Consider the following 20,499-nt stretch of genomic DNA (forward strand, 5'->3'; position numbering starts at 1 on the left):
AGGCCCGGGACGAAGCGGCCGACCTCGCACACCCGCCTTCCACGTGCGTCGAGTTCCCACGCCGGTGGGAGCTCCACGCACGTGCTCTGCCTGTTCAGCCGGCGGTGACTTCGAGGGCCGGGCCGGCTTCTTCGCCGGTCGCGTCGAGGGTCGACTCGTCCGAGGCGGCCGGGTGGTTGGTACCGCGCAGCAGCAGGGTGACGACTACCGCGGTGGTCGCGAGCAGGACGGCACCGACGACGGCGACCACGTTCAGGCTGTGGTTGAAGGAGTGCCGAGCCGCGGTGAGGACCACGTCGTGGAGCCCAGCCGGGAGTTGGGCGGCGACCGCGGTGGCGGCGGGCAGTCCCTCGCGAGCCGCTGAGACGATCTCGGCCGGGACGTTCGACGGCAGGTCGGTCGCGAAGTCGCTCCGGTACGCCGCGGTGCCGATGCTGCCCAGAACCGCGATACCCAGCGCACCGCCGAACTCGCTGCAGGTCTCCATCAGCGCCGACGCGGAGCCCGCGCGTTCCGGAGCAACGGTCCCGACGACCGCCTCGGTCACCAGCGACATCACCATCACCAGGCCGGCCGCCAGCAACCCCGACCCGGCCAGCAGGACCCACAGCCGCGACTCCACCTCGACCTGGGTCAGCACCACGAACCCGGAGGCCGCGATCAGGAACCCCATCCCGAGCACGTACGCCCGGTCCATCTTCTGCGCGAGCGCGGTCCCCAGCGGAGCCGCACCGCCGACGGCCACCGACGGGACCAGCGACCACAACGCGGCCTCGAGCGGGCCCATCCCGAGCACCAGCTGCAGGTACTGGGTCATGAAGACCGCGTTGCCGACCAGCGCGACCATGCCGATCGCGTTCGCCGCGAGTGCCCCGCTGAACGCGCGGTTGCGGAACATCGGCAACTCGATCATCGGATGCGTCGCGGTCCGCTGGCGGCGCAGGAAGGCGGCGCCGAGGAGCAGCCCGGCCACGATCGCGGCCACCGGCGCCACCCCGATCCCGTGCGCGGCCAGCTCCTTGATCCCCCAGATCACCGGCAGCACCGTGGCCAGCGACAGCACCGAGCCGAGCAGGTCGAACCGGCCGCGGACCGGCGCCTTGAACTCGGGCAGCAGCAGCGGTGCCAGGATCAGCAGCAGCACCATCGCCGGGGTGTTGATCAGGAACACCGAGCCCCACCAGAAGTGCTCGAGCAGGAATCCGCCGAGCACCGGGCCGAGCGAGATCCCGCCCAGCATCACCGCGCTCCAGAACGCGATCGCCTTCCCGCGCTGGACCGGGTCGTGGAACAGGTTCCGGATCAGCGCCAGCGTCGACGGCATCAGCGTCGCCCCGCCGAGACCGAGGACCGCGCGGGCCGCGATCAGCTGCTCCGGGTTCTGCGCGTAGGCGGCCGCGAGCGAGGCCAGGCCGAACCCGACCGCACCGATCAGCAGCAGCCGGCGCCTGCCGATCCGGTCGCCGAGCGAGCCCATCGTGATCAGCAGGCCGGCCAGGACGAAGCCGTAGATGTCGAAGATCCACAGCTGCTCGGTCGCCGACACGCCGAGGTCCGCGGAGATGAACGGGACCGCGAAGTACAGCACCGAGACGTCCATCGAGACCAGCAGCAGCGGCAGCGCGAGTACGCCGAGCGCGATCCATTCCTTGCGTCCCGCCCGCTCCGGTGAGCTCATGACACCCCTCCGATTATCTGTGTACGACGCACACTGTGTGCGCCATACGCAGACCATAGCCGCTATCTGTCTATGCTGTAAACAGATAAACTGCGGGCGAGTACCCGGGAGAGGAGAACGATGACGGAGCCGACGGTGGACCTGCCCCGCGTCCTGCAGCAGCTGTGGGGTCAGGACGGACCGGCGCGGCCGGGGCCCAAGCCCACGTTCCACCTGCGGGACATCGGCGCGGCGGCGGTGCAGCTCGCCGACGAGTCCGGGCTGGCCGCGGTGTCGATGAGCAAGGTGGCCCGCGCACTGGGCTTCACCACGATGTCGCTGTACCGGTACGTCGACGCCAAGGACGACCTGTACGTGGTGATGATGGACGAGGCGTTCGGCGCACCGGTGACGACCGATCCGGCAGCCGGCTGGCGGGATCAGATCACCCAGTGGGCGCTGGCGTTCCGGGACGCGATCGAGCGGCACCCGTGGGTACTGCAGGTGCCGGTGTCCGAGCCGCCGCTGTCACCGCGGCAGCTGGAGTGGATGGAGCAGGGGCTGGCGGCGTTCGCGGACACCGCGCTCACCCCGCAGGACCGGATGTCGGCGATGTTGCTGGTGAACATCTACGTCCGCGGCCTGACCGGCCTGACCTCGAACCTGTCGGCGAACCAGGGCCCGGACGACGACGCGGCCGCGCGCGCGAAGCGCTACAACCAGCGGCTGGCCGCCCTGGCCACGCCGGACCGGTTCCCCGGGATCGCGGCCACGATCGAGGCCGAGGCGGACGACCAGGACTGGCGCGAGGACGAGTTCCTCTTCGGCCTCACCGCGGTACTCGACGGCATCCAGAACCTGATCGACCGGCGCTCCCCCTGACCGGCCCGCGCGGGGCCGGTGACGGTCAGATGTCCAGCCGGTCGGCGACGCCGCGGAGGACGGTCGCGACCTGGCGGGCGGCCTTGCCGTCCGGGTGCCGGCCGCGACGGTAGCCCTCGCCGAGCCGGTCCAGCATCTTGATCAGGTCCTCGACGACCAGCGCCATCTCCTCGGGCTTCGGCCGCATCGCCTTGGCCACCGACGGCGGCGGGTCGATCAGCCGGACCTGCAACGCCTGCTCGCCCTTGCGTCCCTCGACGACTCCGAACTCGACCTTCTGTCCCGGCTTCAGGCTGGTCACCCCGGCCGGTAAGGCTTCCGCCCGGACGTAGACGTCCCCGCCCTCCTCCTTGCTGAGGAAGCCGAACCCCTTCTCGGAGTCATACCACTTGACCTTGCCAACAGGCACGGGAACCTCTTCGATGTCACTCGTCGGAACAGGACGGAAGGTGGACCGGACGCGAGGTCCGGACCCGGTTACCCAGCGTACGTGAACCGGCCCCTCCCCGCCTCTGGGAAATTACCTGATCGAGCAAGGTTTGGGCACCGCCCTGCCGGGATCGCGATGCGACCGAGTCGCCGCGAACCGCTCGGATCAGCGGTACTTGTCCGGCTCCGCCAGCCGCTCGTTCATCGACCCGGACCGGAAGCCGCGCGGATCGAGGGCCGCGGCCGTGAACCCCTCGGCCCGGACTAGCTCGACCAGGGCCGCACTGTCCACCTTGCCGAGCAGCTCGGCGTCGACCTCGATACTCGCCGACTCGCCCAGGTCGCGGACCCGGACGTTACGGACCCCGTACGGCGTGAGGTGGGCGCGGACCGCCTGCTCGGCGCGGTCCACCCGGGCCAGCAGGTTCGGGGTGATCCGGATGCCGTACGCGATCCGGCTGGACAGGCAGGCGGCGGCCGGCTTGTCCGATGTCTCCAGTCCCCAGCTCCGCGAGGTCTCCCGGATCTGCGCCTTGGTCAGCCGGGCGTCCCGCAACGGGGTGATCGCGCCGCGTTCGAAGGCGGCCCGGATCCCCGGCCGGAATCCGGCGATCGCGTCGTCGGCGTTGGTGCCGGTCGCGATCGTGGTGATCCCGAACTCGTCGGCCAGCGGCTGCAGCGTCTCCACCAGCTCGGCCTTGCAGAAGTAGCACCGGTCCCCGGCATTCGCCTGGTACCCCTCGCGGTCCATCTCGTGGGTGTGCGGGGTGACGTGCCGGACGCCCACGCTGTCCGCGAACCGGGCGGCCGGCTCCAGCTCGGACACCGGCAGGCTCGGGCTCACCGCGGTCGCGGCGACCACGTTCGCCGGGCCGATCGCGCGGGCCGCGGCCGCCAGCAGGAAGGCCGAGTCGGCACCGCCGCTGAACGCGACCACCATGCTCGGGTAGCTCGCGAGCCGGGTCATCAACGCTTCCAGCCGCTGCTCGAGGACGTACCCGTTCAGCCAGGCGGGGAACTCGGTCAGGTCGTTCAGCACCACGTCGGCGCCGTACGCGCGCAGCTCGTCGGCGGTGAACGGCCCGGTGGCGACGCTCACGGCCACCGCACCGGCCGCGTGGGCACCGTCGATGTCGGCCGTGTGGTCACCGACGTAGACCGTGGCCTTGTGCTCGCGCAACGCGATGCCCTTGTCGGCGCCGTGCAGATCGCCGACCGGCTCGTCCACGTCGAAACCGAGGTGGTCCAGGTGCAGCCGCACGCTCGGCTCGTACTTGGCCGACACCACCACGGTCCGGCCGTGCAGCGCGCGGATCGCGGCCAGCGACTCGGCGACGCCGGGCAACGGCAGGCTGCCGGTGATCGCGTGCGCCGGGTAGTGCTCGCGGTACCGCGTGACCATCGCGTCGACCTGCTCGGCCGGGAACCAGTTCGCCATCTCCCAGGTCAGCGGCGGACCGAGCCGGCTGACCACCAGCTCGGTGTCGATCGCGGCCCCGGACTCGGCGGCGAGCAGATCCCAGACCGCCTTGATGCCCGGCCGGGAGTCGATCAGGGTCATGTCGAGGTCGAATCCGACGACGAGCTCCGGCACGTCGGTGGCGGCGGTGCTGGGCTGGATCTCGGCGGTTGACACGTCCCCAACCCTACGTCCTCGGCCGCACGGGCCGCCGGGCGAGGACCTGGTCTCGGATACCGAACACCGCTCAAAGTCTAGTAATTGAGTAGGAAAATGGTGATTCCTCTCGACCGAAGGAGTCAGCGATGACCACTCAGCTCGAAGCACCCCGGCTCACCGTGACCAAGGTGGGCAGCGCACTCGGCGCGGTGATCGGCGAGATCCGGCTCGGCGGCGACCTGGATCCGGGCACCGTCGCGACGATCCGGCAGGCCCTGCTCACCCACAAGGTGATCTTCTTCCGCGACCAGCACGACCTGGACGACGCCGGCCAGCTCGCGTTCGCCCGGCTGCTCGGGACGCCGACGCTGGCGCATCCGACGTCGAAGAGCCTCGACGGCGCCGAGCACGTGCTGCCGATCGACGCCGACTACAGCAAGGCGAACAGCTGGCACACCGACGTCACGTTCGTCGACCGGATCCCCGCGATCAGTCTGCTCCGCGCGGTCACGCTGCCGCCGTACGGCGGGGCGACCAGTTGGGCGAACACGGTCACGGCGTACGCGAATCTCCCCGGCGCGCTGCAGGCACTGGTGGATCGGCTGTGGGCGGTCCACAGCAACGTGTACGACTACGCCGGGCGCATCGACGAGACGCGAACCGGCGGGGTCGACGTGAAGGTCCTCGAACACCGCGAGCAGTTCGTCTCGCAGCTGTTCGAGACCGAGCATCCGGCGGTCCGGGTACACCCCGAGACGAGGGAACGGGCGCTGGTCCTCGGCCACTTCGTGCGCCGGTTCGTCGGGCTGACCCAGGCCGAGTCGGGCCAGCTCTTCCAGCTCCTGCAGAACCGGGTGACCAACCTGGACAACACCGTCCGCTGGCAGTGGCAGCCGGGCGACCTGGCGATCTGGGACAACCGGGCCACCCAGCACTACGGCGTCGCGGACTACGACGACCAGCCGCGCCGGCTGCACCGGATCACGCTGGCCGGTGACGTCCCGGTGAGCGTCGACGGCGTCCGCAGTACGCCGCGCACCGGGGACGCGTCACACTTCTCGTCGATTTGACAAAAGATCGACAAATGCCCTGACATTTGACATCCGAGGAGGAAATGTAAACCCTAGGTCGTCATGGACACCTTCGCCGAGCGGACCAAGCGCAGACTGCGGGACGAGCTGCTCGACGCGGCGTACGACGCCCTCGTGGCGGGTGGGTACGACGGGCTCCGGATGGCCGAGGTCGGCCGCCGGACCGGGGTGTCCCGGCAGACCGTCTACAACGAGTTCGGCGACAAGTGGGGTCTGCTGCAGGCGGTCGCCGCTCGGGAGACCGAGCGGTTCCTGGTGGACGTGAACGCCGCGCTGGCCGAGCAGGCCGACCCGATCGGCGGGCTCCGGGCCGCGGTGGAGCGAGCGCTCCACCTGGCCGCGGACAACCCGTTGCTGAAGGCGGCGCTCGGCCAGCCCGGGTCCGACCAGGCCAGTCAGCTGCTGACCACACGGGGGCAGCAGGTGCTGGAGCTGTGCCACCAACGGCTGGACGCGCACGTCCGCGACCACTGGCCGGAGGTCCCGGCGGAGGACGCGACCACCTGCGTCGACGTCGCGCTGCGCGTCGTGATCAGCCACATCGTCACCCCGGGCGCCGCGCCGGAGGTCGTCGCCGGCCAGGTCGCCCGGGTCCTCGGTCCGTTCCTCACAGCTGCGGGAGACAGAGCATGACGATCACGAATCCCCTTCACCGACAGGGTTTCACCTCGTTGCGGGCGGGCGGCCTGAACTGGGACGCGCTGCCGCTGCGGCTGTTCGACAAGGGCAACCGGAAGTTCTGGAATCCGCGCGACCTCGACTTCCGCCAGGACGCCGAGGACTGGCAGCGGCTCACCGACAACGAGCGGGACAACGCGATGATGCTGTGCGCGCAGTTCATCGCAGGTGAAGAGGCGGTGACCGAGGACCTGCAGCCGTTCCTACAGGCAATGGCGGCCGAGGGCCGGTTCGGCGACGAGATGTACCTGACCCAGTTCTGCTTCGAGGAGGCCAAGCACACCGCGGTCTTCCGGCTCTGGCTGGACGCGGTCGGCGTCACCGAGGACCTGCACCACTACGTCGAGAACAACCCCGGGTACCGCGCGATCTTCTACGAGGCCCTGCCGGTGGCGCTGAAGTCCTTGGCCGACGACCCGTCGCCGGCGAACCAGGTCCGCGCATCGGTGACGTACAACCACGTGGTCGAAGGCACGCTCGCGCTGACCGGGTACCACGCCTGGAACCTGCTCTGTACCGCGCGCGGCATCCTGCCCGGCATGCAGGAACTGATCCGCCGCATCGGTGACGACGAAAGACGCCACATGGCCTGGGGCACGTTCACCTGCCGCCGCCACGTGGCCGCCGACGAGACGAACTGGAAGATCGTCACCGACACGATGGAGGAACTGCTCCCGCACGCCCTGGTCCAGATCCAGTGGGCCCTGGAGAACTCCCCCGAGGTTCCCCCGGAGATCGACCCGACCGCCCTGATGACGTACGCCGGCGACCGCGCCACCCGCCGACTTGGTGCCATCGAGTCCGCCGTCGGCGCGGACGTCGCGGGCATCGACCTGGACTACTCCCCCGAAAAACTCGAAGAAGACTTCGGCGCCGAAGACTCCGCAGCCCTGGCCGCCGTGCGCTAGTACAGGTACCTGACTGGTACGGCGCGCGCCTGCTAAGTCTGGAAGGCGGGACGGGCTCGCGCCGATTCCAGGAGGCTCAACGTCACCTGGAGAAGGCTGTCACGCTCGCCGGGTTGTCGGGTGACCCTCAGGTCCAGCACCAGGCGTGGCGCCAGGCTTCGATGCTCGCGGGCCAGCGAGGCCGCTATACCGACGCGATCGCGGCCGCCGAGGCGTGCGCCACCACACGCGTCAGCCGAGCTGATCCGCTCTCCTCTTCGCTGACCCATAGCCGGCTGGCTCTGGCGGCGTCGAACCTCGGCGACCGGACTCGTGCCCAGCGTGCACTCGAGCGTGCGACGGTGGCGCTCGATCGCGCCGACCTGACGATGCCCCGGCCGCCCTCGGTTGCCTTCTACACCCCGGGCGAACTGCACGGCCTGTCCGGCCTTGTCCACTACCGGCTCGGTGTCGCTGACGAGGCGGAGTCCCATACCCACCGCTGCCTCGCCCAGCTCCGTGAAGATCAGCACCGGAACCGGGCCTACTACCGCGCCCATGCGGCTTTGACGCAGGTTGCCCAGGGCGACCTCGACCAGGCCGTGTCCACGGCGGCGAGCGTCGTCGCGCCGTCCGACGCACCGAGCGGCCGCGTGACCCACCTACTGCAGGCCTTCACGTCCGCGCTCCAGCAGGCAGCCCCCGGTACTGCCGTCAACCGTGATTGGAAAGACTTCCTCCGCACCGTCGACTGACCGCCGTCCCTTCGTCCGAGGAGTTCGAGTGCCCGATCAGATCACCCTTCGCCGGTACGGCGTCGACCAGCTCGAGGTCATCCGGCCGACCCTCGTCAGCCTCTATGCGGAGGTCTACGAGAAGGAGATCGGTGAGGATCCGTTCTTCTCGGTCGATCGGTTCCAAGGGCGGCTGAGCGGCCACTCCAAGCGTCCCCGTTGGGAGGCCGTCGTGGCTTTCGACGGCGGTGAGGCAGCTGGGTACGCCTATGCCGCGGCTCTCCCTTCGGGGACGGCTTGGTGGAGTCATATGCTCGAACCTCTGCCGGAGGCGGAGACCACCGAGACTGGTCGGCGCACCATGGCCCTGTACGAACTGATGGTCGGTCGGCACTGGCGAGGGACAGGCTTGGCTCAGCGAATCCATGAGGCCCTGCTCGCGGAGCGCTCCGAGGAACGCGCGACGCTGCTGGTCGAGTCCACTCACCCCAAGGTGCGGGCGCTGTACGAGTCTTGGGGATACGAACGGATCGGGGACCAGCAACCGTTCGCCGATGCTCCGATCTACGCCACCATGCTCCGCCCGCTCGCCCAGGATTAGCCACCTCCCGTGTGGTCCCTGGCCGCGGTGCGTTGAGGGTTGGTGGAGCGGCTGGTTGCCAGGACGAGGAGGGCGGTCAGGGCTAGGGCTCCGGTGAGCCACGGGACTGCGGTGGGGCCGATTGCGTCGACTACGCGGCCGCCGGTGAGGGCGCCGAGGCCGATGGCGCCGTTGAACACGCCGACGAGGAGGGCGGCCGCTGCTTCGGTGGAGCGGGGTGTGGCCGCCCTTTGCCAGTTCTGGGTGGAGACCGTGACGCCGCCGTACGCGAGGCCCCAGAACACCAGCAGGACAAGGGCTCCCGGGATCGTCGTACCGAGGATCGCGAGGGCCGGGACCGCGAGGGTGAGGCCGATCGCGATCAGGAGGAGGGCACGGCGTGGGGACCGGGTCGCGCCGGCCGCGAAGTTGCCGGCCACGCCCGCGACGCCGTACGCGAGGAGCAGGGTGCCGATGAGGGCGGGCTGGAGGTCGGCCAGGGTCTCCAGGAGCGGGCGGACGTAGGTGTACGCCGAGAAGTGGGCGGTGACCAGGAGCGCGACGAGGACCAGGCCGACCCGGATGCGCCGGTCGCGGAGCGCGTCCCCGACATCGCAGCGGCGGACGGCGGTTGCCGCGGGCAACTTCGGGAGCGTGACGGCGAGGGCGGCCGCGAGGACGAAGGCGACCACCCCGACGGCGGCGAAGGCCCAGCGCCAGCCGGCGAACTCGCCGAGGTAGGTCCCGGCCGGGATCCCGAGCACCGAGGCGATCCCGATCCCGCTGAAGATCAGCGAGCTCGCCGGACCCACGGACCGCTCGGGGACCAGCCGCGCGGCCAGGCCGACGGTGAGCAGCCAAACCCCGCCGAGCGAGATCCCGGTCAGGACCCGCGCGACCATCAGGACGGCGAAGCTGGTCGCGACGGCCGCGAGCAAGGTCGCGAGTCCGAGCAGGGCCATCAGCGTGACGAGAACGACGCGGCGGTCGAGCCGGCCGAGGGCGAGCGGCAGGATCGGTGCCGTGACCGCCGAGACCAGACCGGTCACGGTGAGCGCCAGCCCGGCCGTGCCCTCGGTGACGGACAACGCGGCACCCATCGGGGTGAGCAGGCCGACCGGCATCATCTCGGCCGTCACCACGGTGAACACGGCCCCTGCCATCACCGCCGCCGCGACCCACCCGCGAGCCGACGACACGGCCACCTGTGGGACGACCGGGCCGGAGGCTGCCGCGGCGGGGACGGATGGACTGGATTCGGCGCAGATCGTCATGGTCCTCAGCCAACGCCCGGGCGAGTCGGGGAACAACGACGATGTGCTCATCCTTGAATTAGCTGAGCTCATCGATCACCGGAGGTGCGTCATCAGTCTGGAGATCCGCGAACTGGAGTGTTTCCTGGTCCTCGCCGAGGAACTGCACTTCGGCCGGACAGCGGACCGGCTCTACCTGTCGCAGGGCCGGGTCAGCCAGCTGCTCCGGTCCCTGGAGCACCGGGTCGGCGGCCAACTCGTCGAGCGCACCAGCCGGCGCGTCGCCCTGACCCCGCTCGGCAAGGACTTCCTCGACGACCTGCGCCCGGCGTACGCGGCGTTGGAGCGCGTGGTGGAACGGACCCGCGAGGCGGCCGGCGGTACCGTCGGGCGGCTCCGGATCGGCTTCCAGGGGACGGCCAACGACACGATCCTCGGCGCCGTGACCGCGTTCCAGGAACGGCACCCGGCCTGCACGATCGAGGTCACCGAGTTGCCGTTGAACGACCCGTTCAGCGCGTTGCGCCGAGGCGCCGTGGACGCGGCGGTCGTGATGCTCCCGGTCGCGGAGGACGATCTCGTTCTCGGTCCGGTCTTCTCCGAGCAGCCGCAGACCCTGACCGTGTCGATCCGGCATCCACTGGCGAACCGCGCGTCGCTGGACCTCGAGGATCTCGCCGGCAGCACCCTGATCTCCGTCGCGCCGCCGGCCCCGGTCTACTGGCGGCACGCCCAGGCCCCGCCGTACACCCCGTCGGGCGCGCTGATCTGCCGTGGACCCGAGATCCGCACCCTGCAGGAAGGGCTGTCGATGATCGCGGCCGACCGCGGCGGCATGCTGCTCTGCCGCCCGACCGCCGAGCAGAACCGCCGCGCCGACCTGGTCCACATCCCGCTCACCGGAGTCCCGCCGTCGGCCCTCGGCCTGGTCTGGCGCCGCGGCGAGGACACCCCGTCACTGCGGACGTTCGCGGCCGCCCTGGCCGGCCGCTGAGTTGCCTAGGGCAACTTCAAGACGTCAGGCCGTCCCCTCGGCCGCGTCCAGGCCGAGCAGCTCGACGGACTTCGCGCGCATCTCGACCTTGCGGATCTTGCCGGTCACCGTCATCGGGAAGTCGTCGACCAGCAGGACGTACTTCGGGATCTTGTAGTGCGCCAGCTTGCCGGTGGCGAACTCGCGGACCTGGGCCGCGTCCAGCTCCTCGGCGCCGTCCTTCAACTTGATCCACGCGCACAGCTCCTCGCCGTACTTGCGGTCGGGGACCCCGATCACCTGGACGTCGGCGATCTCCGGATGCGTGTACAGGAACTCCTCGATCTCCCGCGGGTACACGTTCTCGCCGCCGCGGATCACCATGTCCTTGATCCGGCCGACGATGTTGACGTACCCGTCGTCGCGCATCACCGCGAGGTCGCCGGTGTGCATCCAGCGGGCCCGGTCGATCGCTTCGGCCGTCTTGTCCGGCTCGTCCCAATAGCCCAGCATCACCGAGTACCCCCGGGTGCACAGCTCGCCGGTCTCGCCGCGGGGGACGACCAGGCCGGTCGCCGGGTCGACCAGCTTGACCTCGACGTGCGGCATCACCTGGCCCACGGTCGACGTCCGCCGGTCGAGGTCGTCGTCGCGCCGGGTCTGGGTGGACACCGGCGAGGTCTCGGTCATGCCGTAGCAGATCGCCACCTCGGCCATGTGCATGTCGGCCACGCACCGCTTCATCACCTCGATCGGGCACGGCGATCCGGCCATCACCCCGGTCCGCAACGAGCTCAGGTCGTACGCATCGAAGTCCGGCAGCCCGAGCTCGGCGATGAACATGGTCGGCACGCCGTACAGACCGGTGCACGCCTCGTCCTGGACGGCCTGCAGCGTCGCCTTCGGGTCGAACGCCGGCGCCGGGATCACCATGCAGGCACCGTGGGTGGTGCAGCCGAGGTTCGCCATCACCATGCCGAAGCAGTGGTAGAAGGGCACCGGGATGCACAGCCGGTCGTCCGCGGTGAACCCGATCAGCTCGGTGACGAAGTACCCGTTGTTGAGGATGTTGTGGTGCGAGAGCGTCGCGCCCTTGGGGAATCCGGTCGTCCCCGAGGTGTACTGGATGTTGATCGGATCGTCGAACGCCAGCTCCGCCTCGCGCTCCCGCAACGCGTCCTCGCCGGTCGCCTCGGCCATCGCGAGCAGCACGTCCCAGTCCGGCGTCCCGATGTAGATGGTCTCCTCGAGCGACGGGCAGTCCGGCCGGACCTGCTCGACCATCGCCCGGTAGTCGCTGGTCTTGAACTCGGTCGCGGACACCAGCAGCCGCACCCCGGACTGGTTCAGCGCGTACGCCAGCTCGTGCGTCCGGTACGCCGGGTTGATGTTCACCAGGATCGCGCCGATCGTCGCCGTCGCGTACTGCGTGATCGTCCACTCCGCGCAGTTCGGGGCCCAGATCCCGACCCGATCACCCTTGCCGATCCCCCGCGCCATCAGCCCGCGCGCCAAGGTGTCCACGGCGGCACCGAACTCGGTGTACGTCCAGCGGCGCCCGCTCGCCATCTCGACCAGCGCCTCGCGCTCGCCGTGTTCCGCGACGGTCCGGCGCAGATTCCCCCCGATCGTCTCCCCCAGCAAAGGAACGTCGGAAACCCCGGAAGCGTACGAAGGCAGGCTCATCAGCTCATCGTGACCCGCCGGTAGCCACCCCACAAGTGGACACGGGTCGCTGACCACTCAGGTGGTCACATGACCTCTCAAGAAGGAATATGGCCTTTATAGTGGGCATGAACGGGGGTAACCGATGCAGTTCACCGAACCGATATCAACCGCGTTTCCGGGCCTGCACAGCAGGGTTCTGGGGGTGCTGATCCGGACGGACAGGTCGTTGACCGGCCGGGCGGTCGCCGGGCTGCTGCGGACGCCGGCCAGTACCAGCGGAGTCCAGAAGGTGCTGGACGACCTTGTCCGCAACGGCCTCGTGGATGCCGAGCCGGCCGGCCGGGCCAAGCTCTACCGGCTGAATCGCGACCACGTCGCCTATCCGGCGATCAACGACCTGGTCCACCTGCGGGAGATCCTGCTGGCCCGGATGCGGGCCGAGGCCGAGGGGTGGAAGATCCCCGCGGTCGCGGTCTGGCTGTTCGGGCCGAGCGCTCGGGGGAAGGCCGGCGCGGGCGGTGAACTGGACGTCCTGGTGGTCCGGCCCGACATGATCGACGACGCCGATCCGCGGTGGCTCAACCAGCTCGAAACCTTGTCCGAGCATGCCTCCCGGTGGTCCGGAAACCCCTGTGAAACAAGGGAATACAGCACATCGGAGCTGAAACGCTTCGTCCGTCGAGGCGAACGCCTGATCGCCGATCTCCGGCGCGACGCGATCGCGATCACCGGCAGTCCACCCCGGCAGTTCCTGACGCGCAAGGCCGGCTGACCTCCGCGCCGCCCAGCGCCCGGACCCGGCCGCCGAACGTCCGCGGGAGCACCCCGGACCAGCGGGGCGGGGAGGCTCGCCGGGAGTCCGGAACTGGGCCACGCGACCACCACCCAACGTCACCAACTCCCGGCCTTCGCTCGACAGGCGCGATCCGCTCGGCCTTCGTCAGTGCTCCGCGGCCGTTCGACGCTCGGCCGACAGCGACTGCCGGACCGACGGCGGCGGGGCCCGCGGACGGGCCTGACGCGCTGGGATTTTCCCGGCCGCGAAGGCTCCGCGCGGCCGTTCGGGTCGCCACGATCCGTGGACGGAATCTGACTCTTCGAGGTCCGCACAACCACACGGTTGTTCGAGTTCAGGGAAACAGGGTGTGGACGGCAAGCAATGTCATGTCTAAATTTGATTACTGACGGTTGCTGCAGGTGGTACGGCAGTTACCGTGGTGGGGGAGAGGTGTGAGGCCATGGGCTGGTCGGTCGAACGGCGTGCCCGCAACGAGGTGGCGCCTGGGCGTACTGCCGAGGCGGCGCAGCGGACCGCCGCGGTGGAGGAACGTGTTCAGCTACTGCGTGGGGTTTTGGCCGAGGCGTTGGCGATCGACGTGCACGGAACCGATCTGCAGACGTTGAAGCAGGGCCGCCGGCGGGCGCCGCCGTTGCTGGCCGAGGGGGATCTCGAGGCGCGCCCTGGACCGGTGTGGGCCGCCTATCTTCCGCATCCGCCAGGGCCTTTCTCCAGCTGGGTCGGGGGAAACCGGCGGTACGCGCGCCGGTTGCGGGAGGCCGAGGACCGGTTCGCGCTGGCGATCGCGCGGCATCGCGCCATCGAGGTCGCCCGCCGGGAACGGGTGGTCCGGGCGACCCGCGAACGCGCCGAGCAGCAACGCCGGCTCGACGAGGCGGTGGCCGCGCAACACGCCCGCGTCGACGAGTACCAGCGCAGTGTGGAGGCCCGGGACCGGCAGGCCGTCAGCCGGTACTTCCAGAAGGCGCTGGACCGGACGCCGGAACCGCACGGCTTTCCCAAGCACCGCAAGGCCGCCTACGTTCCCGAATCCACCTTGCTGGCGGTGGAATGGGACCTGCCGGACGTCAGCGTGATCCCGACCGAAGCGGCCTACCGGTACGACGCGGAGCAGGACGCCGTCGTCGCGGAACCGCGGCCGGATCGGGAGATCCGGCTGCTCTACCAACAGCTTGTCGCGCAGTGCGCGTTGCGCGCCTTGCACCTGGTTTTCGGGCACGACCGGTACGACGTGGTCGACACCGTGGTGTTCAACGGCATGGTCGAGTCGGTCGATCTCGCGACCGGACGCGTGGTGCGACCTTGCCTCATCACCCTCCGCGCGACCCGCGAGCAGTTCGAGGCACTCGTCCTCGACCAGCTCGACCCGGTCGCGTGTGTCCGGCACTACTTCGGCGCCGAGGTGTCCCGGCATCCGGAGGAACTGCAGCCGGTCGAACCGGTGCTCGACTTCGACCTGACCGACCCGCGCACGGTCGACGCGGTGGACGTGATCAGCACGATCGACACCCGGCCGAACCTGCTCGAGCTCGGGCCGGTCGAGTTCGAGCACCTGGTGCACAACCTGCTGACCAGGATGGGCCTGGAGACCCGGTTGTTCCGCAGCGGCAACGACGGTGGCATCGATTGCGTGGCCTACGACCGGCGGCCGATCACCGGCGGGAACTTCGTCGTCCAGGCCAAGCTCTACACCCGGACGGTCCCGCCGGCCGCGGTCCGCGACCTGTTCGGCACCGTGGTCGACGCGGGCGCGACCAAGGGCATCCTGATCACGACCAGCGGCTTCGGCCCGTCCAGCTACCAGTTCGCCAACGGCAAACCCCTGCAGCTCATCGACGGCACCGGCCTGCTCGCCCTCTGCCACCAGCACGACATCCCGGCCCGCATCGTCCCCCGGGCCAGCTAGCCGCGACCGGGACCGGCCGAGCAGAGACTGAGTGCGGGATGAAGTGTCAGACTGGCCGTCATGGACTCTGGGATCACCGTTACCGGGACCGGTCAGGCCACCGCGCCGGCCGATCTCCTTCGGCTTACGCTCAGCGTCGGGCAGGACGCGCCCGACGTCGCGGCCGCGGTCGCGCAGGTCGCGAAGCGGACCGACGCGGTCACCGACGCGCTCCGCGATCAGGGCGTCACCCGGGCCGATGTCCAGACGAGTTCGGTGAACGTGCACCCGCAGTACGGCGACACCGGTCGCGTGGTCGGGTACCGGGCCGCGCACACGCTGACGGTGACGACGAAGGACCTGACCGGGTTCGGCCGGCTGCTGAACGCGGCGGTGGAGGCCGCGGGCAACAGTCTCGGCCTGGATTACCTGCAGTTCGACGTGGCGGACAAGACCCCGCTGCTGGAGCAGGCCCGCGAGCTCGCCTTCGCGCAGGCCCGGCAGAAGGCGGACCAGCTGGCCACCCTGGCCGGTCAGACGATCGGCTCGATCGCGGCCGTCGGCGAGACCCTCAACCAGGTCCCGATGACGACGATGGCGGCCAAGGCCGTCTCGTCCTACTCCCCCGAGCTGTCGATCACGCCCGGCGAGCAGAACGTCGAGGTCACCCTCGAGGTCCGCTGGAACTGGGCCTGACAGACTTCCGCCATGTACGCACCGGCACCGCTTCGACGTCAGCTGAACCGTTCGGGTCTGCTGCTGCTCGGTCCTGCCTTCGTGGCCGCGGTCGCGTACGTCGACCCGGGGAACTTCGCCACCAACATCGCGGCCGGCGCCACCTACGGGTACCTGCTGTGCTGGGTCGTCGTCGGCGCGAACCTGATGGCCGTGCTGGTGCAATACCTGGCGGCCAAGGCGAGCATCGCGACCGGGAAGACGCTGCCGCAGCTGTGCCGGGACGAGTTCCGGACCACGACGTCGCGCGGGCTGTGGTTCCAGGCCGAGCTGGTGGCGATCGCGACCGACCTGGCCGAGGTGGTCGGCGGGGCCATCGCGCTGCACCTGCTGTTCGGGATCCCGCTGCTGCTCGGTGGGGCGATCACGGGCGCGGTCTCGTTCGGGTTGCTGATCTACCAGTCCAAGCGTGGGCAACGGCCGTTCGAGGCGGCGATCATCGGGTTGCTCGCCGTCGTCCTGGTCGGGTTCGTGGTGTCGACGGTGCAGTCGCAGCCGTCCGCGGCCGGGGTCGTCGGCGGGATGGTGCCGCGGCTGGACGGTACCGAGTCGCTGGTGCTCGCCGCCGGCATGCTCGGCGCGACGGTAATGCCGCACGCGATCTGGTTGCACGGCGCGCTGGTGACCGACCGGCACTGGAAGTCGATCCGCTCGGCCGGCGGCAAGGAGCGGGTCCTGCGGGCGACCCGGCTCGACGTGGCGATCGCGATGGCGCTGGCCGGCGCGGTCAACCTGGCGATGGTGGTGCTGGCCGCGGCCGCGTTGAAGGGGTCCGGCGCGGACTCGCTGGACGCGGCGCACGTCGCGATCGGTGAGCGGCTCGGCGGACTGCCCGCACTGTTGTTCGCGCTGGCGTTGCTGGCCAGCGGGTTCGCGTCGTCCTCGGTCGGGACGTACGCGGGCTCGGTGATCCTGGAGGGCTTCTGGCAGCGCCACGTCCCGCTGGCGGTCCGCCGGTTGATCACGCTGCTGCCCGCCCTGATCATCCTTGCGATCGGCATCGATCCGTCCCGGGCCCTGGTGGTCTCGCAGGTGGTGCTGAGCTTCGGGATTCCCTGCGCGCTGTGGCCGTTGGTGCGATTGACCGCTTCCCGGCGCGTCATGGGCGACCTTGTCAACCGGTGGCCGACTACTCTCACCGCATGCCTGGTTGCCACCGCCGTCTCGGCGTTGAACGTCGTCCTCATCGTGCTGACGCTGCGAGGGTGACGTGACCGCGACGTACGCGGTGAGTGACGTCCACGGGCACCCGGAGAAACTCACCGCGTCGCTGCGGGCCGCCGGACTGGTCGACGAGGCCGGCGACTGGGCCGGCCAGGACGCCCGGCTCTGGCTGCTCGGCGACTTCTTCGACCGCGGCCCGGACGGGATCGGCGTCCTGAACCTGGTCCGCAAGCTCGGCGACCAGGCCGCCGCGGGGACCGGCGAGGTCCGGATGCTGCTCGGCAATCACGAGATCCTCGCACTCGGGATGCGCAAGTTCGGCGACACCTTCGTCCCGCACGACGGGATCACCTCGCGCAGCTTCGAGCGCAGCTGGGCCCTGAACGGCGGCCAGGACCGCGACCAGGAGCTGCTCACCGACGACGACGTGGCCTGGCTGCTCGACCAGCCGATGCTCGGGCTCGACGCGGGTCACCTGCTGATGCACTCCGACACCGCCGAGTACGTCGAGTGGGGCAGCACGATCGACGAGATCAACGCGGGCGCCCGGGCCGACCTGCACTCCGACGACATCACGGTGTGGTGGGAGACCTGGCGCCGGATGACCGCTCGGTACGTCTTCCGCGGCGAGAACGGCCCGGCGATCGCCCGGACCCTGCTCCAGCACCTCGGCGGCCACCGGATCGTGCACGGGCACAGCATCGTCGCCGACCAGCTGGGCATCGACCCGGCCTGGGTCACCGAGCCCCTGCTGTACTGCGACGACCTGGTCCTCGGCATCGACGCCGGCACCTTCGACGGCGGCCCGTCGCTCGTCGTCCAGCTCGATCCGCTCTGACCCCGGGCTGCCAGATAGTTGCTGGCATGTTCGGCCTCCGGGTATGCGCCAGCCTCGTCGCCGGCGTCGCGCTGTCCCTGCCTGTCGCTGCTGTCCCCGCCGAAGCACCTACTGAGCCGGCCTCCGTCGTCACCGCGCCGGTCGTGGTGGTCGGGATCGCCGGCCTGACCTGGGACAACCTGACCCCCGAGGGCGCGCCGACGCTCTGGCGGATGCTCGACGACGGCGCCGATGCGGCGGCGATGACGGTACGCAGTGTGCACTCCCCGCCTTGCCCGCTCGACGGCTGGCTCTCGCTCTCGGCGGGCCGGGCGGCCACGGACCCGCAACCTCACCGGGACCGCGACTGTACGGCGCTCCCGTCGGTGACCGGCGGCGTCGTCGACGGCTGGGACGGCCTGGTCACGGCGCAGCGCGCGTCGGTGTTCGACCCAGATCTCGGCCTGCTCGGCTCGACCCTTGCTACCGGCAACGTCTGCGCGACGGCCGTCGGACCGGGCGCCGCGCTCGCGCTGGCCGATCGGCAGGGCCGGGTCACGCGGTACCACCCGGACCTGTCCGGCGCGCGCTGGGACTGCCCGGTGACCGTGATCGACGCCGGGGTCCTGGATCGGCGCAACGACCCGGGCAAGGCCTTGCGCCAAGCCGACGAGACGGTCCGCCAGGTTCTCGAGCGGATGCCCGCCGACGCCACCGTCGTCGTCCTCGGGGTCTCCCAGCCGCTGCGTTCCACCCTGGCGATGGGGGCGGCTGTGGTCGCCGGACCGCAGACGGGCAACCAGTACCTGACCGCGCAGTCGACCCGATGGCAGGGAATCGTCCGGCTCCTCGACATCCCCACCACGCTGCTCGCCGCGGTCGGCGTCGACGAACCCAACCACTTCACCGGCGCGCCGCTGGTCGCCGGCGGAGAACGGCCGGCCGCGGACCGGACCGCGCGCAAACTCGACGACATCACCCAGCGAGACCGGGATCTCCGCCGCAGCGCGGGCCCGTTCATCAACGGTCTTGCGGCGGCCGCTGTCCTGGCGATCGGCCTGCTGGCGCTGCGGCAGCGTTCCCGAATGGCCGGGTTCACCCTGCTCGTACTCGCCGCGCTGCCGCTGTGTGCCTATCTGGTCCGCCTGATCCAGTGGTGGCGCTGGCCGGCGCCGTTGGCCGCGTTGTGGCTCGGGATGATCCTCGGCGCGGTCGCGCTGGCTCTGGCCCTCCGCCGACTACCGATACCGGCCAGGGTGACCGTCCTGTCGGGAGTCACCGTCGGCGTTCTCGCCCTCGACGCGATCACTGGCACGATCCTGCACCACGGCAGTCCGCTCGGGCCGTCCCCGTTGTCGGGCGGCCGGTACTACGGATTCGGCAACACCACGTTCGTCGTCTTCGCCGTGCATGCCGTGATCTTCGCGGCCGGGCTGGCCGGCTGGCTGCGAACCCGGCGCGGCCCTCTCCTGGCGGTCGGCGCCGTCGCGGTGATCGGGCTGGTCACGGTCCTCGTGGACGCCTGGCCGACGTGGGGCGCGGACGTCGGTGGCGGCTTCGCGATCGTCCCGGCGTTCGTGCTGCTCGGGCTGGACGTGCTCGGCCGCCGGATCGGGATCGGCCGGATCCTGCTGACCGGCGTCGCCGCGGTCGCCGCGGTCGCGCTGATCAGCGTCCTCGACTGGCTCCGCCCGGCGGCCTCCCGATCCCACGCCGGCCGGTTCGTCGAGGATCTCCTGCACGGCGACGGTACAGAGGTGATCACCCGCAAGGCCGGCTACGCGGTGAGCTCGTTGTCCGCGGGTGTCCACCTGTGGCTGGTGGGTGCCCTCCTGCTGTACCTGATCGCGGTGGTCGTGGCACGGCGGCAGCTCGCGCCGGCGTGGTTCGAACGGGCTGTGACCCACTGGCCACCGCTCTGGGGTTGTTATGTCGGCGTGGTGACGATCGCCGCGGTCGGCTCCGCCGCCAACGACTACGGCCTTCGCGTCGCTCTCCTGACCATCGCCGTCGCCGGCCCTCCGCTCGCCTTGCTCACGACGAAACCCAGTGAAATCGGCGACAGAAAAGCGGCAGATGCGCGGCAGGGCGCCCTGTGAGGCTTGGACGCAAAGCCTCCTCAGGAAAGGGAACGTGATGCGTAAGATCATGGCCGCTATCGCCGTCGCCGCCCTCGGAACGGCGGGCACGGTCGCGGCCGTCGCCACGGCGCCGTCGGCCCAGGCGGCCACCGGTTACAACCGCTGTCCGGCCGGCTACTACTGCATGTTCTCCGGCTACAACGGCACCGGCACCATCGCCTACTTCAAGCTGCAGTCGCCGAACCTGAAGTTGCAGGGCATCGACAACGCCAGCCGCTCGGAGTGGAACCGGTCCGGCAAGCTCGTGACGCTGTATGTCGACTACAACTACAACGACGGCTGGGGCTCGGGCGGTCACGCCTGCAGCGTGTCGGGCGCCAAGGGGAACTACGCCAGCCGCTGGCAGGCGAAGTTCAGCTCGCTGAAGGTCGGCACGTACAGCTGCTGACCGGCCGACTGACGGCGGTGCGCCCCCGGTGGACGGGTCCGGTCCAGCTCATGGTCGGCCTCACTCCGCCGGGGGATCCTCATGTCACCGCCCGAATCTACGCTCGGGAGTGCGGGACCG

The 20,499-nt window shown here is 70.2% G+C and carries 19 protein-coding genes; 14 read left to right on the forward strand and 5 right to left on the reverse strand.

Annotated features, from left to right (window positions below; genetic code table 11):
- Positions 1 to 94: 94 nt before the first annotated feature.
- Positions 95 to 1,678, reverse strand: coding sequence for an MFS transporter (locus FB561_RS01490; protein WP_145802227.1), 1,584 nt, complete (start codon positions 1,676 to 1,678; stop codon positions 95 to 97).
- Positions 1,679 to 1,798: 120 nt separating this feature from the next.
- Between FB561_RS01490 and FB561_RS01495 the strand changes: the two genes are divergently transcribed.
- The gene (locus FB561_RS01495) at positions 1,799 to 2,539 is read left to right on the forward strand and encodes a TetR/AcrR family transcriptional regulator (protein WP_145802229.1); all 741 of its coding nucleotides are present in this window, start codon (positions 1,799 to 1,801) and stop codon (positions 2,537 to 2,539) included.
- Positions 2,540 to 2,564: 25 nt separating this feature from the next.
- Here FB561_RS01495 and FB561_RS01500 read toward each other — a convergent pair whose 3' ends face one another.
- Positions 2,565 to 2,948, reverse strand: a complete 384-nt coding sequence (locus FB561_RS01500) for a cold-shock protein (RefSeq protein WP_145802231.1) — start codon at positions 2,946 to 2,948, stop codon at positions 2,565 to 2,567.
- Between the two features lie 186 nt (positions 2,949 to 3,134).
- A complete protein-coding gene (gene larE / locus FB561_RS01505; RefSeq protein WP_145802233.1) occupies positions 3,135 to 4,604 on the reverse strand; it encodes an ATP-dependent sacrificial sulfur transferase LarE in 1,470 nt (489 codons plus the stop codon).
- 128 nt (positions 4,605 to 4,732) lie between these two features.
- On the opposite strand from larE, the gene FB561_RS01510 reads away from it, so the two are divergent.
- From FB561_RS01510 to FB561_RS01530, 5 genes are all read left to right on the forward strand, one after another.
- On the forward strand, positions 4,733 to 5,656 hold the full coding sequence (locus FB561_RS01510; RefSeq protein WP_145802235.1) for a TauD/TfdA dioxygenase family protein: 924 nt from the start codon (positions 4,733 to 4,735) through the stop codon (positions 5,654 to 5,656).
- A gap of 63 nt (positions 5,657 to 5,719) precedes the next feature.
- Positions 5,720 to 6,310 (forward strand): TetR/AcrR family transcriptional regulator, encoded by a 591-nt coding sequence (locus FB561_RS01515; protein ID WP_145802237.1) that lies wholly within the window; start codon positions 5,720 to 5,722, stop codon positions 6,308 to 6,310.
- Entirely contained in the window at positions 6,307 to 7,263 is a 957-nt protein-coding gene (locus FB561_RS01520) for a R2-like ligand-binding oxidase (RefSeq protein WP_145802239.1), read from the forward strand. Before FB561_RS01515 ends, FB561_RS01520 begins: the two co-directional genes overlap by 4 nt.
- Before the next feature lie 161 nt (positions 7,264 to 7,424).
- Positions 7,425 to 7,997, forward strand: a complete 573-nt coding sequence (locus tag FB561_RS01525) for an NsdA family TPR-like regulatory protein (protein WP_145802241.1) — start codon at positions 7,425 to 7,427, stop codon at positions 7,995 to 7,997.
- A 28-nt stretch (positions 7,998 to 8,025) separates the two neighbouring features.
- Complete coding sequence (locus FB561_RS01530; protein ID WP_170284552.1) at positions 8,026 to 8,577, forward strand: GNAT family N-acetyltransferase; 552 nt, start codon at positions 8,026 to 8,028, stop codon at positions 8,575 to 8,577.
- Here FB561_RS01530 and FB561_RS01535 read toward each other — a convergent pair.
- Positions 8,574 to 9,719 (reverse strand): MFS transporter, encoded by a 1,146-nt coding sequence (locus FB561_RS01535; RefSeq protein WP_145802245.1) that lies wholly within the window; start codon positions 9,717 to 9,719, stop codon positions 8,574 to 8,576. The two genes, FB561_RS01530 and FB561_RS01535, sit on opposite strands and share 4 nt — an antisense overlap.
- Here FB561_RS01535 and FB561_RS01540 point away from each other — a divergent pair.
- Entirely contained in the window at positions 9,700 to 10,803 is a 1,104-nt protein-coding gene (locus FB561_RS01540) for a LysR family transcriptional regulator (protein WP_238334605.1), read from the forward strand. The two genes, FB561_RS01535 and FB561_RS01540, sit on opposite strands and share 20 nt — an antisense overlap.
- A gap of 24 nt (positions 10,804 to 10,827) precedes the next feature.
- Here the strand turns inward: FB561_RS01540 and FB561_RS01545 are convergent, their stop codons facing one another.
- Positions 10,828 to 12,468: an AMP-binding protein gene (locus tag FB561_RS01545; protein WP_145802247.1), complete on the reverse strand. Its 1,641-nt coding sequence runs from the start codon at positions 12,466 to 12,468 to the stop codon at positions 10,828 to 10,830.
- 184 nt (positions 12,469 to 12,652) lie between these two features.
- Between FB561_RS01545 and FB561_RS01550 the strand changes: the two genes are divergently transcribed.
- The 7 genes from FB561_RS01550 to FB561_RS01580 all read left to right on the forward strand — a co-directional run bounded on the left by FB561_RS01550 (position 12,653) and on the right by FB561_RS01580 (position 20,379).
- A complete protein-coding gene (locus FB561_RS01550) occupies positions 12,653 to 13,222 on the forward strand; it encodes a helix-turn-helix domain-containing protein (protein WP_145802249.1) in 570 nt (189 codons plus the stop codon).
- 466 nt (positions 13,223 to 13,688) lie between these two features.
- The gene (locus FB561_RS01555) at positions 13,689 to 15,155 is read left to right on the forward strand and encodes a restriction endonuclease (protein ID WP_145802250.1); all 1,467 of its coding nucleotides are present in this window, start codon (positions 13,689 to 13,691) and stop codon (positions 15,153 to 15,155) included.
- Between the two features lie 60 nt (positions 15,156 to 15,215).
- Entirely contained in the window at positions 15,216 to 15,830 is a 615-nt protein-coding gene (locus FB561_RS01560; protein WP_145802252.1) for an SIMPL domain-containing protein, read from the forward strand.
- Between the two features lie 12 nt (positions 15,831 to 15,842).
- Positions 15,843 to 17,078: an Nramp family divalent metal transporter gene (locus FB561_RS01565; protein ID WP_145802254.1), complete on the forward strand. Its 1,236-nt coding sequence runs from the start codon at positions 15,843 to 15,845 to the stop codon at positions 17,076 to 17,078.
- Position 17,079: 1 nt separating this feature from the next.
- Positions 17,080 to 17,871, forward strand: coding sequence for a metallophosphoesterase (locus FB561_RS01570; RefSeq protein ID WP_145802255.1), 792 nt, complete (start codon positions 17,080 to 17,082; stop codon positions 17,869 to 17,871).
- Between the two features lie 26 nt (positions 17,872 to 17,897).
- Complete coding sequence (locus FB561_RS01575) at positions 17,898 to 19,949, forward strand: hypothetical protein (RefSeq protein WP_145802257.1); 2,052 nt, start codon at positions 17,898 to 17,900, stop codon at positions 19,947 to 19,949.
- 37 nt (positions 19,950 to 19,986) lie between these two features.
- Positions 19,987 to 20,379, forward strand: a complete 393-nt coding sequence (locus FB561_RS01580; protein ID WP_170284554.1) for a peptidase inhibitor family I36 protein — start codon at positions 19,987 to 19,989, stop codon at positions 20,377 to 20,379.
- The last annotated feature ends 120 nt before the right edge of the window (positions 20,380 to 20,499 follow it).

Origin of the sequence: Kribbella amoyensis, from assembly GCF_007828865.1 — a bacterium.
Classification (GTDB): Bacteria; Actinomycetota; Actinomycetes; order Propionibacteriales; family Kribbellaceae; genus Kribbella; species Kribbella amoyensis.